Raw genomic sequence first — 13,703 nt, forward strand, 5'->3', positions numbered from 1 at the left:
TCATTTAAAGAGAGGTTGGAAAGAGTGAAACAAGCGAGAGTTTCAAGACAACAAAGCGCAAGTAAAAAGCGGCCAAGCTCTTATTGAACTTGGCCTATCCAGTTGGCAGTGCGAGGATATGAGTAAACAGAGACGTCATTAATCCACAAATGTGATTTTGCTTCAAATACACCCTACTTATTTACAGTGCACCTTGCAGCAATTATTGACTGCTTTCATCAGTTACATATTTGCTTCGAGCCATAGTGCATTACTGTCTCCGCTCTCAATTACCAAATTGTCACTTGCTAAACCACTTTCGTGATTGCGTCGTCACTTCTGGCATTATCCTCGGTCAGAATCGTGTCAGGCAGTGATTTTCTTTGATTCAACGCAGCTTCACCTACATAAAGCTGTGCAATAAGAGAGATTCTGTTCCCTTTCGAGTCCGTGCCATTGATTTCGAATTCACATCGTTTCTCGGTATCGCCCTCGACCCCAAAAGAAAGAGACACCCAAATGACACAAATTAATCAAGAACGTCTAGTTGAACATTTCTGCCAACTGGTTCGTATCGACAGCGAATCTATGAATGAAAAACAAATTGCAGAAACGCTGGCTGAGCAACTGGGCGAACTAGGCTTTACGGTTCACAAACTTCCTGTACCAGAACACATTTCTAATGGCTTCAACGTGTACGCACGTTTAGAAGGGAAAAAAGAAGGCTCAATCCTAATGAGCTGTCACATGGATACGGTAACGCCGGGCATTGGTATCGAGCCGATCATCGAAGACGGTATCATCCGCTCGAAAGGCAACACCATTCTTGGCAGTGACGACAAATCTGGCATCGCTGCCATCATGGAAGCAGTGCGCTGCATCCAAGCTGAAAACCTAGAACACAAAACGCTCGAATTGGCGTTCACCGTACATGAAGAAGGTGGCCTGTTCGGTTCTGAATACTTCGATATGTCTCACGTAACCTCAACAGAAGCGATCGTACTGGACACAGGTGGCCCAATTGGAACTATCGTAACGGCTGCTCCGGGCCAACAAAAGACCGTCGCAACCATCAAAGGCCGCCCTGCACATGCAGGTCTTGCACCGGAAGAAGGCATCAGTGCGATCATGGTTGCGGCAGACGCAATCAACCAAATGAAACTGCTTCGCATCGACGAAGAAACCACAGCGAACATCGGCATGGTCAACGGTGGTCAGGCAACCAACATTGTGATGCCAGAGCTTAAAATCGTTGCTGAAGCTCGCTCTCTAAATGGAGAGAAACTAGAAGCCCAAGTCAACCACATGATTTCAACATTTGAGTCGGTATGCGAAAAACATGGCGCAGAAGTCGAAATCGAATCTAGCCGCGCGTACGACGCCTTTGTTATCGAAGAAGACAACGCGCACGTAACCGCAATCAAAGCGGCGTTTGCAGATATGGGTATCGAAGCGTTCACGAAAGGCACTGGCGGCGGCAGCGATGCGAACAACTTCAACAAGAAAGGTCTGACAACCGTGAATCTATCTACGGGTATGGCTAAAGTACACACCACGGAAGAGTTCATCGCCGTTGACGATATGGTAAAAATATCTGAGTTCGTTAAGCATTTTTTGGTGAAGTAGCCTCGCTCAAATATTTAGATTAACTTCCGACTTTCATCCCCTTCTCGCCCTGCGCGAAGGGGATTTTTATTTTTGCCCTCCATAAATATTCTTCCCTTAATGCCAACTTGGCAATCAACCGCGATAAAAATTCTACTAGCTCACTTTTTGAGACCGAACAGCCCGGCTTTTAGCACCTTGTTACAACCATGTTAAAACTCGATTGTGCAGACAATTTATACAATATACATTTTGAGCACCTTTCAGGATGAATAGAGTGAGACAAGGATGAAATTACCTAAACTACTTTTGCTAGCATCGATAATGAGTCCGATACTGGCTACACCGAGCTACGCAGTGCCGTATCCGGCTGGCGTGACGCTTGCAGAGACGCAAGAAATTACGCTCAACAACGGGGCGGAAGTCACCTCTATCGATCCTGCAAAACAAGCCGCGGAGCCTGCGTTCAACCTTGGTCGAGACTTGTTTGAAGGCTTAACCATTCAGGACAAACAAGGCAAAACGATTCCTGGGATTGCAGAATCTTGGACGGTGAATGACAACAATACGGTTTACACTTTCCACTTGCGCGATGCGAAATGGTCAAACGGCGACGCAGTGACCGCTCAAGATTTTGTCTACAGTTGGCAACGATTGCTCGACCCTAACACGGCATCACCTTACGCTTGGTTTGCCGCCATACCGAATATCCTAAACTCGCAAGCCATTATGAAAGGCGAAGCAAAACCTGATTCATTGGGCGTGAAAGCGTTGGATGAAAAAACCTTCCAAGTCACTTTGGAGCAGCCAATTCCGTTCTTCATAAAACTCCTGAGCCACCCCGTTCTTGCTCCGGTTCATCAAACAACGGTAGAGGAACACGGCAGTAACTGGACACAACCTGAGAACATCGTAACCAACGGCGCGTTTACCGTTTCGGAGTGGAAGGTAAACGAGAAGATGGTAATGAAGAAAAACCCGCACTATTGGGATGCAAACAACGTCGTCTTAGATAAAATCACTTGGCTGCCGATCGGTGATGCGAATGTCGTGCTAAATCGCTACCTAGCAGGCGAAATTGATCAGGTCATGTCGATTCCTGCCGCACAAAAAAGGAAACTAATAAGCAAACTACCTCAAGATGTGGCTGATACAAGTGCTTCGCTAGGTTCGACTTTTTACTACCTAAATACGCAAGAAGGGCCGACCAAAGATCGTCGAGTTCGCCAAGCCCTCTCCTACGCCATTGATCGCAATCTACTGACTGATTCGATTTTAAGAAATGGTGGCATTCCGATGTTCACGCTAGTACCACCGCAAACCGATGGGTTTCAATCGCACACACCGGAATATTCAAAGTGGGACCAGATCCAACGAATTGACGAAGCAAAGCGTTTGTTAGCAGAGGCAGGCTACAACCAAAGTAACCCACTTAAGTTGACGTTTACCGTCCCGACTTTCTCGATGGATGTAAAAATGGCGACAGCCATGGCGGGCATGTGGAAGAGCCGTTTAGGCGCACAAGTCACCATTAAGCAGTTGGAACCTAAAGTCTTCTATGCCTTGAAAGAACCCACAGAAATTACGCGCGGCGGTTGGACAGCCGACTACAACGAGGCATCGACTTGGTTAGATATCTTCGTCTCAAATGGCGAGTACAACGATTCACGTTACCACAACCCGAAATACGATGAGTTGATGTCGCAATCTAAGACCCTGAGCGACCCATCTGACCTATATCTACAAGCAGAAAGCATGTTGATTGATGATATGGCGATAATTCCAGTTTACCGTCCCGGCAACGATCAATACCTGATCAAGCCTTATGTCGGTGGCTACGAGCGCACTAACCCCGAGTCCTCGTACTACCGCAAGAATGTCTATGTGAAAGTCCACTAAAGGCATGTTTCGGCCTGTGTCGATAAGGTAACTAGCACTTACATTGCCAATACATGGCATACCTTCTCGAACCTCTCTTTCCTCGGTAATGAGCACAGGCCAATTTTTTTCACCTTTTATTCGACGCGGCGGGATGTGGCGTCGTTTTACCAAAGGATGATGGATCATGATTTGGTACATTCTGAGACGGCTAGCCATCGCCGTTCCAACCTTGTTGTTTATTGCGCTGGTTTCTTTCTGGTTGATGCACATCGCGCCGGGTGGCCCGTTTGATATGGAACGCCCAATGCCAGAAATCGTGCGCGCCAACATCGAAGCAAAATTCCACCTTGATGAACCGTTTCTGGTTCAGTTTTGGATTTACATTACAAACTTTGTGCAGGGTGATTTAGGCCCAAGCTTTGTTTACCAAGACTTCTCTGTCACTCAACTGGTTGCCCAATCTTGGCCCGTATCGGCAATGCTTGGGATGCTTTCTTTTTGCATCTCAGTCCCACTTGGGATGCTGCTCGGCACTATTGCCGCATTAAAGCGCAATAGCCGTTTGGACTACGGATTAATGACACTCTCGATGACGGGCGTGGTTGTTCCTGCTTTTGTTTTGGCTCCCGTGCTTGTCACCATTTTTGCGATTCAGCTTGGTTGGCTCCCCGCTGGTGGCTGGGAAGGTGGGCAATTAGCTTTTCTTGTTTTGCCGGTATTAAGTCTCGCCATTGGATCAGTCGCTAGCATCGCGCGTGTCATGCGAGGCGCGATGATTGAAACCCTCAATCAGCCTTACATTCGCACCGCAAAAGCGAAGGGATTATCGACCGCCTACATCTTGTTCCACCATGCACTGCGTCCGTCATTGATCCCCGTCGTCGCTATGCTCGGGCCTGCGTTTGTCTCTGTCGTGACGGGCTCTGTCATCATCGACATCTTTTTCGGCACTGGTGGTATGGGCCAGCACTTTGTCTCTGGTGCACTGAATCGCGACTACGGCTTAGTAATGGGCATCACCTTAATTGTCGCCTCACTCACCATCTTCTTTAATCTTGTGGTCGATTTGTTGTACACGGTGATCGACCCACGTATCCGAGTTTAGGAGTCAAACATGTTATCGATTAAGAAACCGGATACTCAATCCTTACAAGACCAAGTCGGAGACAATATCGAAGAGGTGGAAGGTCGTAGTTTGTGGCAAGACGCCTGGGCTCGTTTTCGAAAAAACCGCGCCGCGATGACATCGGTTTATGTGCTCACGCTCATCACTTTGTGCATCACGTTTGGCCCCTCGATTGCGGCCTTTGGACACGATGAGATTGATTGGGACGTACTCGCCGACCCATACGAACTAGGGAAGCCATCACTTAGCAGCGGCCATTACTTTGGTACCGACGATCTCGGCCAAGACCTGTTTGCCCGCACGATGCAAGGCGGTCGCCTTTCAATTTTAGTTGGCTTTGTGGGCGCGTTAGTCGCCGTCGTTATCGGAACGATTTGGGGCAGCATTTCAGGCTACCTAGGCGGCGTTGTAGATAGCGTGATGATGCGCATCATCGAAGTGTTGGATTCAGTACCATTTATGTTCATGGTCATCCTTTTCGTCACCCTCTTTGGCAACAACATCTACCTGATTTTTATCGTAATTGGCATGGTGTCATGGCTGGGAATCGCTCGCGTGGTACGCGGCGTGACCTTCGGGATTAAAAAGCGCGAGTTCATCGAAGCGGCACATTCCATTGGCGTGTCAAAGTTCACCATCGTTCGTCGTCACGTGCTGCCAAACGTATTGGGAATTGTAATGGTCTATTCATCGCTCATGGTGCCCGGTTTCATCATGTTTGAATCCTTCTTAAGCTTTTTAGGCTTAGGTGTTCAACCGCCAGACACCAGTTGGGGAATACTGATTTCCGAAGGTGCAAAAACCATTGACGTTGCCTTGTGGATGCTGCTTTTTCCATCCCTGTTCTTGGTCACAACCCTATTCTGTTTCAACTTCATCGGCGATGGCTTACGCGACGCTCTTGACCCAAAAGATCGATAAGGACAACTCCATGCTATCTATTGAAAACATGAACGTGCGCTTCGATACGCCAGACGGACAAGTGCAAGCGGTCAGTAACCTTTCCTACTCTATTAAAGCAGGAGAAACGCTCGGCATTGTGGGTGAATCAGGCTCTGGTAAAAGCCAATCGGTATTTGCGCTGATGGGGCTCACCGCCGACAACGGTAATGTCTCCGGTGAAGCCTTATTTCATGGCGAGAACTTACTCTCAATGTCCAAGAAACAGCTCAACCGTATTCGCGCCGAGAAAATCGGCATGATCTTCCAAGATCCCATGACCTCTCTGAATCCATTTATGAAGATAGGTAAACAGCTAAGCGAAGTGTTGATGGTGCACAAAGGCATGAGTCGCAAGCAAGCCATCGCGGAATCAATACACATGTTAGATGCGGTGCGAATCCCATCGCCGGACACTCGCCTGAATCAATACCCGCACGAGCTGTCTGGTGGCATGCGCCAACGTGTGATGATTGCCATGGCGCTCCTGTGTAAACCAGAGCTGCTCATCGCTGATGAGCCAACCACCGCATTGGACGTGACCGTACAAGCCCAAATTTTGACTCTGTTACGTGAGTTACAAAAAGAGTTCAATACCGCGATATTGCTGATCACGCACGACATGGGCGTTGTTGCCGAAATGTGTGACCGCGTGTTGGTGATGTACGGTGGACAAAAAATGGAACAAGCGGATACGGACACCCTCTTTGCTCAGCCCGCACACCCTTATACCCAAGGCTTACTGAGAGCAATTCCGTCGATCACCGAAGACATGCCTCGTTTGCCAACCATCCCTGGCAATCCACCGAGCGCCTTGATTAACCACCAAGGCTGCCCGTTTAGAGATCGCTGTGATTACCGACTCGCTCGCTGCCAAGCCGAAACGCCGAAGTTTATGCCGCTCAATGGTCGTCAATCCATCGCCTGCCATGTCAAAGCCCAAAGCAGCATTTCACTCATCCACCAGTCGGCTTAAGGAAACGTTATGAATCAGAAAGAAGTGTTATTGTCCGCTCGCGACCTGCAAGTGCATTTTCCTGTTTCGCGACACCTCATTCCGAGCCGAAGAAAGATCGTACAAGCCGTCAACGGCATCGATTTGGATGTTTATCGAGGCGAAACGCTCGGCATTGTTGGCGAATCAGGCTGCGGAAAATCCACCTTAGCGCGTGCTCTGCTGCGCTTAGTTGAACCCACGCACGGTAAGCTCACTTGGAAAGGTGAAGACATGCGTGGCTTCAGCAAAAACAAGTTAGCACGTCGTCGCCAAGAATTTCAGATGATATTCCAAGACCCATCGGCGAGCCTCAATCCGAGATTGACGATTTCAGAATGTATCGCAGAGCCGTTACTCACACACCAACCTCAACTCAAACGCGCCGAAGTCGAAAAACGCGTCATTGCGATGATGGACAAAGTGGGTCTGTTGGCAAGCCAACGTAACCGATATCCGCATGAGTTTTCTGGCGGTCAGTGCCAACGTGTTGGCATCGCGCGCGCCTTAATTCTCAATCCGGACTTAGTGGTGTGTGATGAACCCGTCAGCGCATTGGATGTCTCGATTCAAGCGCAGGTCATTAATTTGCTCGACGACCTTAAACAAGAAATGGGACTGACACTGGTGATGATCGCTCATGACCTAAGCGTTGTGCGTCATATCAGCGACCGAGTAATGGTGATGTACCTTGGCAAACCAATGGAAGTGGGACGCTACGACCAAGTGTTCGACGATGCTCAGCATCCCTACACAAAAGCATTGCTTTCTGCGGTACCGATTGCCAATCCGCAACTTGCACGCAACCGCGACATCCAATTGTTGCCCGGAGACCTCCCTTCTCCGCTCAACCCACCCAGCGGTTGTGTTTTTAGAACCCGATGCCCAGAAGCTACGGAACTATGTGGGCAGCAAAGCCCAGTCAAAACAGGCACTGAGCAACATCATATTTACTGTTCAAACATGATTTAGGACGTTTTCATGAATACAACAAACTCGGTTAACCAACGCCTTTCATCGCTACGCGACGCAATGGCAAACTACAAGGTTTCGGCCTACATCGTCACAAACAATGATCCCCACAATAGTGAGTATTCCGCTGACCATTGGGCTGGACGCACGTGGATTTCTGGCTTTACTGGCTCGGCTGGTAATGTCGTCATAACTCAACAAGGCGGTGGATTGTGGACAGATGGTCGCTACTACATTCAAGCAGAAGAACAATTACATGGAACAGGGTTAGACCTTTTCAAAGCGCGTCAGCCGGAAACCCCCACCATTCCTAAATGGCTTGCGAATACCCTCGACGAAAACAGCGCGATTGCCGTGGATGGACGCTCGATCAGCTACGCATTTTACCAAGAACTTAAACAAGCGCTTGAGCCAAAGAACATCGAGATTGTTCTCGACCTCGATCTGATAACGCCAATCTGGACTGACCGCCCGAGCAGACCGAGCGCAGAAATTTTTGACCATCCGGTTGCGTTTTCTGGTGTAGAAACCAAACAAAAACTCGCAGATATTCGTAAATGGCTCAATGAAAACCATGCGGACTGTTTATTGGTTTCAACCCTTGACGATGTGATGTGGACACTGAATATTCGTGGCGGTGACACGCTTTACTGCCCGGTTTCAGAATCCTACCTTATTGTCGAGCGAGACCGCGCGACGGCGTTCATCGATAAACAAAAGTTACCAGCCGAGATAGAGAAGAATCTGACTACGCAAGGTGTGAGCGTTCGTCACTACGAGTACGTCAGCCAGTATTTGAATCAGCAATGTGAAGGCTTGTCGCTTGCTTTTAGCCCAGTTTATACCGACAGCTTGCTGGTTAACTCCATTGAGCAGAACCTTTCACTAAAGCCAATGCCTTGCCCGGTCACCGATATGAAAGCCATCAAAAATCAGACCGAGTTAGCCAATCTCGAACAGTCATTGACGGACGATGGTGTGGCTGTCGTGAAGTTCATGAGCTGGTTAGAAGACCAAGTCCCAAGCGGGCTTGTTACTGAGCTGTCAGCCGAGGCTCAATTGAAAAACTATCGCCGTCAAACTCGCCATTATGTGAACGACAGTTTCCGGACGATTGCAGGCTTCGCCGCACATGGCGCGAAAATGCATTACGCCGCCGATGAAGAAAGCAATGCCGTTGTCAATGAAAGCAATTTCTTCCTTGTAGATTCTGGCGGTCAATACCTTGGCGGCACAACAGACATCACCCGTACTTTCCACTTCGGGTCACCGACCATTAAACAGCGCAAAGACTACACGTTAGTGCTGAAAGCGGTCATCCGACTGACTCAGACTCGATTTATGAAAGGCTCTACGGGTGCCAATCTCGACATCATGGCGCGAGGTGTGCTGTGGCAACATGGTATTGATTACAAATGCGGTACAGGACATGGTGTGGGTATTTGTTTGAATGTCCATGAAGGGCCACAAAACTTCTCGCAAAGCCACCGCGAAGTTGAGCTAAAACCTGGCATGGTGATCACCAATGAGCCCGGTATTTACCGTGAAGGTGAATACGGTGTTCGGATCGAAAACATCATGAAAGTGGTTGAAGTCGAGCAAAATGAGTTCGGTATTTTTTATGGCTTCGAGACCATTACGCTGGCACCAATCGCCACGAACATGCTTGATGTCTCTTTGCTAGGCCATGATGAAATTAACTGGCTAAATCAATACCATTCTCGCGTCTACCAAGCACTCAGCCCTTCTCTTGATGAGCACGACAAAGCTTGGCTTCAGCGCGCAACTCAGTTTGTAGAACTTTAGACAAACTGCCCTATCTCCCGATTTCATTTTCATTTCAAACTCCCTGTTTGATTGCCAGCCTTCGGGCTGGCTTTTTTTATCCGCCTATGTGCGCACCTCTTCTTGTTGCTGAAAGCTTTTCTTTGCACAAATAAATGCCAACGATTAACGCTCATTAGTCGTCACAGAAAGCACTACATACGCTCCGCCGATGACCAGATACAAAAACGCCCTGCCAATATGACAGGGCGTTTATTTGTGTAAAAATGCGTTACTCTCGGCAAGCTTCCGCGTCAAAATCTACAACAATCGCGGCATTTTCAAAACTGCCAGAGACTTTGATATAGCCCCAATAATTGGCTTGGCTTGAAACGGTTATGCACTCTTTGTTACCAGCATTGTCTGACCAACCATGTAGGTTTGAACCATCTGGCCAGCCTAGGTTGCTGTATTCAATTTTGAGGTCACCCGTGCCATTGCCAGTTGAGATAGCAATATTCGCATGTTCATTAACTGCCGGCACACTCAGCCAAATGGTTTGCTGATTTGACAAACAGACAGGCTCTCCAGCATTTAAACGACCACCACTCACTTTGCTTTGTACCGCGCAATCTTGCGGAAGCGTACTACTACCGCCAGTCGCCGAAACCGTCACATTGTGGGTCGCGATAGCTGTCAAACCGTCATTATCTGTCACTGTTAAACTGACCGTGTACTGACCTTCACTCCCATATTGGTGCGTCGGCTGGGTTTGTGTGCTGATCGTGCCATCACCGAAGTCCCACAACACACTGACGATTTGCCCGTCTGTATCCGTACTGTTCTCACTGTTGAATGTAATGCTTTCACCGACTTTTCCCTCATTGTTTGCGGTTATTACTGCATTAGGAGCGCCACCTGAAACCAATGACTGTTGCCACTGTTCAAACTCGCTCTGGTATAGGTTTGCCCATTGATTGATGGTCGCCTTGTAATTGCTCCAATTACCTTGGCGTGTTTCCACCAGCATTTGGTTTACATCATCTTTATGTCGCTCGAACATAAATCGAACGGCCAGATAGCCCCAGCGATAAATTCGGTCAACATCAAAGCCATCATATGTGGTTTCAAAAACCTCGCTCAAGGTGTAAGTTGAGCCGTCTCGAATCGTATCTAACGCCGCTTGATTGTCTTTTTCGTTTGCGATGTATTCTGCAATGCCTTCACTCCACCACACTACCTTTTCAGTTGGATGACCAAAACCGCCATAAAGGTCGAATCGGCCATCTAGGTAATGCACGTATTCATGTTCTAAGTTCCAAACAAAATGGTCAGGGTTCGCATAAGACGCTTCATAAGCGACAAAGTTAGGAATATTGCCCGGCTTGGACGGGTCACCCTCAAGGTACATGCCGCCGTTGTTGGTACTGATATCAAAGATTGGCCCCGCATATTTGCCGTAGTCATCGCTGGAATCAAAAATATTCACTTGAAGCTGTGTATTATGATCATCAGCGACTGGCTGCTCGCCTGTTTCCAAAGATTGATGAAAATACCCTTCTTCGTAACCCATTTTGCTACAAGCGGCCACATGCTGCTCTTGCGTCATGTTTTGCGACAGAATACGGATGGTTGAGCTACAAGTGTAGGTTTGCGATAACACCAAACCTTTGAGCTTGGTTTCGAAATCACAAATTCCGTACTCGCTGCATTCGGCGTAGTACGAGACCGTATCCGCAGCAGCAAGCCAAACGGCATCGCCTTTTCCGTACATCTCGTAGCGAGCAAAAATATCTTTTAATTTGCTACTCACCGTTGTGGCGGCACTGCCCGAATATTTGGTCAGACGCCCCAATTCGCGACCCGCATTTGCCACCATGAACTCGTCACTCGCTCCTATCGAGGACTCTCTCAACGCAAAGTCACCCAATGCTTTTGCAAGTTCGGTTTGGTTACCGATGGTTTGCAAATATTGGTCGTTCCACTGACCACCAAATAAGATGGTGAACACCCCATTCACCGCGTTGCGCATGTACCAGTTTTGAGCGTATTGGTCATTCCAGCGCGTCAGCCACTCCGTCACTTGCGGTAAATAAGCGTGTTGCAGCCCCGCACTGTCCATCGTGATGATCACTTCACTTAATACCTTGCCGTGCGGGTCGCTGTTTTCGTAAAAATTAGCGTTGTTTACAAACGCGTCTACCGCCTCTTGCACTGCGGGCGTGACCCAAGCAACAAACGAGATATTGTTGTTGTAAAACTCGGCGTAATAGCCAGCGCGCAAATACAAGTACAAGGCTTCAAGCTCATCACTACCGCCACCAGTATAGGCTTTCGCCAAAGTCACCGTATGCTTTGCCACGTTGTACATGTGGTCAGAATCAAACGCCGCTTCTTGCACTCGGCTTTGAGCAGAGAACAGCTCGTTGATGCAACTTGCACCTTGAGTTTTTATCGCGCTGATCAAGTCGTTGCTGTTGGTGGTTGTGAACAATTCTACGTCACAAACCACGCTTGCCGCTTCAACCGATTGGGTTGCCCGCGTACGTAAGGTCTGTTTCGGTAGCTGTGGTAACAATTCTGTCGGTGCATACTCAGGCTGCGCCGTTTCTACACCATGTTCGTGCTGATGATGTTCAACTTTCTCTGTGACTTGCGCTACTGGCTCGCTCATTGCGAACGCAGCAGTGCTGCTCAGGGTTGCCGCAATCGCGACGCTGAGGGTTTTCAGTTCCATCTTTGTTCTTCTATATAATGTGTTCCTTAAATGCCGATACCACGTGACATCACTTCGTGCTCTTTTCACAACGAAGAGCACCCTCATATAAATCTGATTGAGCTTTAAAATAAACAATTCATTAACAAACAAATTTAGCGGTATCACTTTTTAGTACCCAATTCGCCACACTACGAACTTTATTAAAATCGATTTGCTCAATAGACTTTGATGAACTAGCACTTAAAGACGCTACAACGAAGGATTTTGGCGTTATGAAAAAACCAAGCTACACTGTCGCTCTCCCAACATATTTAGAATGAAATCTATGACCGATGCCGATATCGAACTTCAGCACCTGTGGTTAGAAATCCAAACGCAACGCTGGCAAAACGTGTCCCGTTTTTTATTCAGTTACTACTGCTATAAAAACAATTTAGTAAATAAAAACAACAAGGTTTGTTGGGAAACAGCCCGTGATTCGTTGCCAGCCTCTATCTGCCTTAAAACTCGTAAACAGGCGGTGATTGAGCCTTTAATTCCTGAAGAAACCGTGGTTGGTTTGCTCAAAGCCATCAGCAAAGATGGAGAGATGACGTTTGATGTAATGACGGCTACGCTTAACGCGTTTTTGCACTATGTGGTGATCAGCAAACAGGAGAAGCTACAACTTAAACCCAACATGCCAGCGAGTTGGTATCAGCAGCATCACAAGCCTGTATTCGCCCGTTTTGAGCAAGCGGGAATAGAAATTCAACAAATCAAATAGCCCCCCTATCGAGCCGCAGACGTAAAAAAGCGCCCACAAGGAGGCGCGTTCGGTCAAAGGGTGAGTAATTCCTGGACGAGAAAGCTCTGAGCAACCGAAAAAGGCTTATTTATTCTTGAATCCCACGAATACGGACATTGCGTCTGCGTAAGATCTCCAACGTCACGAGCAAACACACGGACATAAAAATCAGCAAGGTTGCAACAGCCAAAATTGTCGGGCTGATTTGTTCTCGGATCCCTGACCACATCTGCCTTGGGACGGTTTTTTGTTCTGCGCCTGTTAAAAACAACGCCACGACCACTTCATCAAACGACGTGCCAAACGCAAACAATCCACCGGAAATCATGCCGGGACGGATCAACGGAAAAGTCACGTGCCTAAAGGTATAAACCGGATTTGCGCCCAAACTGGCCGCCGCTTTGACGAGGCTTTGATCAAAACCACTCAGCGTCGCGCTCACTGTGATCACGACAAAAGGCGTACCTAGCGCGGCATGCGCTAAGATAATGCCAAAATAAGTCTGAGATAAACCCAACCGAGTGTAGAAAAAATACATCGCAGCGGCAGAAATAATCACAGGCACAATCATTGGAGAGATCAGCAACGCCATAATGGCATTTCTAAACGGCAAATTGCTGTTGGCTAGTCCCAATGCAGCTAACGTACCCAAACCCGTCGCGATCAAGGTAGCCATGAGCGCAATAAACGTGCTGTTTTTGAGTGCCAATAACCACTGCTCATTGGTGAACATTTCTTGATACCAGCGTACAGAATAGGCGTCTGCGTCCAAGTTCAGCATACCTTCTGTAAACGTAAAATAAGGGGTGGCATTAAACGACAAGGGGATGATTGTCAGAATAGGCGCAATGAGAAAGAACAGCACCAGTCCACAAAATACCAAGTAGCCTGCGTAAGCCATTCTCTCACTTTTTGAAGCGTAGTTTGGTAGTGCCAT

The 13,703-nt window shown here is 48.0% G+C and carries 11 protein-coding genes; 8 read left to right on the forward strand and 3 right to left on the reverse strand.

Going from position 1 to position 13,703, the window contains the following annotated elements:
* Positions 1–287: 287 nt before the first annotated feature.
* Entirely contained in the window at positions 288–494 is a 207-nt protein-coding gene (locus BIW15_RS14800) for a hypothetical protein (protein WP_005495440.1), read from the reverse strand.
* Between the two features lie 4 nt (positions 495–498).
* On the opposite strand from BIW15_RS14800, the gene BIW15_RS14805 reads away from it, so the two are divergent.
* From BIW15_RS14805 to BIW15_RS14835, 7 genes are all read left to right on the forward strand, one after another.
* Positions 499–1,605 (forward strand): M20/M25/M40 family metallo-hydrolase, encoded by a 1,107-nt coding sequence (locus tag BIW15_RS14805; RefSeq protein WP_077281219.1) that lies wholly within the window; start codon positions 499–501, stop codon positions 1,603–1,605.
* Between the two features lie 267 nt (positions 1,606–1,872).
* Entirely contained in the window at positions 1,873–3,483 is a 1,611-nt protein-coding gene (locus tag BIW15_RS14810) for a peptide ABC transporter substrate-binding protein (RefSeq protein ID WP_017448600.1), read from the forward strand.
* 166 nt (positions 3,484–3,649) lie between these two features.
* On the forward strand, positions 3,650–4,570 hold the full coding sequence (oppB, locus tag BIW15_RS14815; RefSeq protein WP_005454907.1) for an oligopeptide ABC transporter permease OppB: 921 nt from the start codon (positions 3,650–3,652) through the stop codon (positions 4,568–4,570).
* Between the two features lie 9 nt (positions 4,571–4,579).
* Positions 4,580–5,512 (forward strand): ABC transporter permease subunit, encoded by a 933-nt coding sequence (locus BIW15_RS14820; RefSeq protein ID WP_077281220.1) that lies wholly within the window; start codon positions 4,580–4,582, stop codon positions 5,510–5,512.
* A 10-nt stretch (positions 5,513–5,522) separates the two neighbouring features.
* Positions 5,523–6,506, forward strand: coding sequence for an ABC transporter ATP-binding protein (locus BIW15_RS14825; RefSeq protein ID WP_023623929.1), 984 nt, complete (start codon positions 5,523–5,525; stop codon positions 6,504–6,506).
* A 9-nt stretch (positions 6,507–6,515) separates the two neighbouring features.
* A complete protein-coding gene (locus BIW15_RS14830) occupies positions 6,516–7,496 on the forward strand; it encodes an ABC transporter ATP-binding protein (protein ID WP_005454798.1) in 981 nt (326 codons plus the stop codon).
* Between the two features lie 9 nt (positions 7,497–7,505).
* The gene (locus tag BIW15_RS14835; RefSeq protein ID WP_005454994.1) at positions 7,506–9,302 is read left to right on the forward strand and encodes an aminopeptidase P family protein; all 1,797 of its coding nucleotides are present in this window, start codon (positions 7,506–7,508) and stop codon (positions 9,300–9,302) included.
* Positions 9,303–9,552: 250 nt separating this feature from the next.
* On the opposite strand, the gene BIW15_RS14845 is transcribed toward BIW15_RS14835, so the two are convergent.
* Positions 9,553–11,997 carry a collagenase gene (locus tag BIW15_RS14845; RefSeq protein ID WP_077281222.1) on the reverse strand — a complete coding sequence of 815 codons (2,445 nt, stop codon included), beginning with the start codon at positions 11,995–11,997 and terminating at the stop codon, positions 9,553–9,555.
* Between the two features lie 307 nt (positions 11,998–12,304).
* Here BIW15_RS14845 and BIW15_RS14855 point away from each other — a divergent pair, with 307 nt between their 5' ends.
* Positions 12,305–12,745: a hypothetical protein gene (locus BIW15_RS14855; protein WP_025547428.1), complete on the forward strand. Its 441-nt coding sequence runs from the start codon at positions 12,305–12,307 to the stop codon at positions 12,743–12,745.
* A 109-nt stretch (positions 12,746–12,854) separates the two neighbouring features.
* Here BIW15_RS14855 and BIW15_RS14860 read toward each other — a convergent pair whose 3' ends face one another.
* Positions 12,855–13,703, reverse strand: coding sequence for an ABC transporter permease (locus tag BIW15_RS14860; RefSeq protein ID WP_005455010.1), 849 nt, complete (start codon positions 13,701–13,703; stop codon positions 12,855–12,857).

The organism is Vibrio sp. SALL6, from assembly GCF_002002385.1.
Lineage (GTDB): Bacteria > Pseudomonadota > Gammaproteobacteria > Enterobacterales > Vibrionaceae > Vibrio > Vibrio parahaemolyticus.

What these genes read in the sequence shown, in the direction of transcription:
- BIW15_RS14845 (WP_077281222.1), bottom strand. Translation starts at nt 11,997, where the DNA reads ATGGAACTGAAAACCCTCAGCGTCGCGATTGCGGCAACCCTGAGCAGC.
- BIW15_RS14855 (WP_025547428.1), top strand. Translation starts at nt 12,305, where the DNA reads ATGACCGATGCCGATATCGAACTTCAGCACCTGTGGTTAGAAATCCAA.
- BIW15_RS14825 (WP_023623929.1), top strand. Translation starts at nt 5,523, where the DNA reads ATGCTATCTATTGAAAACATGAACGTGCGCTTCGATACGCCAGACGGA.
- BIW15_RS14805 (WP_077281219.1), top strand. Translation starts at nt 499, where the DNA reads ATGACACAAATTAATCAAGAACGTCTAGTTGAACATTTCTGCCAACTG.
- BIW15_RS14835 (WP_005454994.1), top strand. Translation starts at nt 7,506, where the DNA reads ATGAATACAACAAACTCGGTTAACCAACGCCTTTCATCGCTACGCGAC.
- BIW15_RS14810 (WP_017448600.1), top strand. Translation starts at nt 1,873, where the DNA reads ATGAAATTACCTAAACTACTTTTGCTAGCATCGATAATGAGTCCGATA.
- BIW15_RS14830 (WP_005454798.1), top strand. Translation starts at nt 6,516, where the DNA reads ATGAATCAGAAAGAAGTGTTATTGTCCGCTCGCGACCTGCAAGTGCAT.
- BIW15_RS14860 (WP_005455010.1), bottom strand. Translation starts at nt 13,703, where the DNA reads ATGGCACTACCAAACTACGCTTCAAAAAGTGAGAGAATGGCTTACGCA.
- BIW15_RS14820 (WP_077281220.1), top strand. Translation starts at nt 4,580, where the DNA reads ATGTTATCGATTAAGAAACCGGATACTCAATCCTTACAAGACCAAGTC.
- oppB (WP_005454907.1), top strand. Translation starts at nt 3,650, where the DNA reads ATGATTTGGTACATTCTGAGACGGCTAGCCATCGCCGTTCCAACCTTG.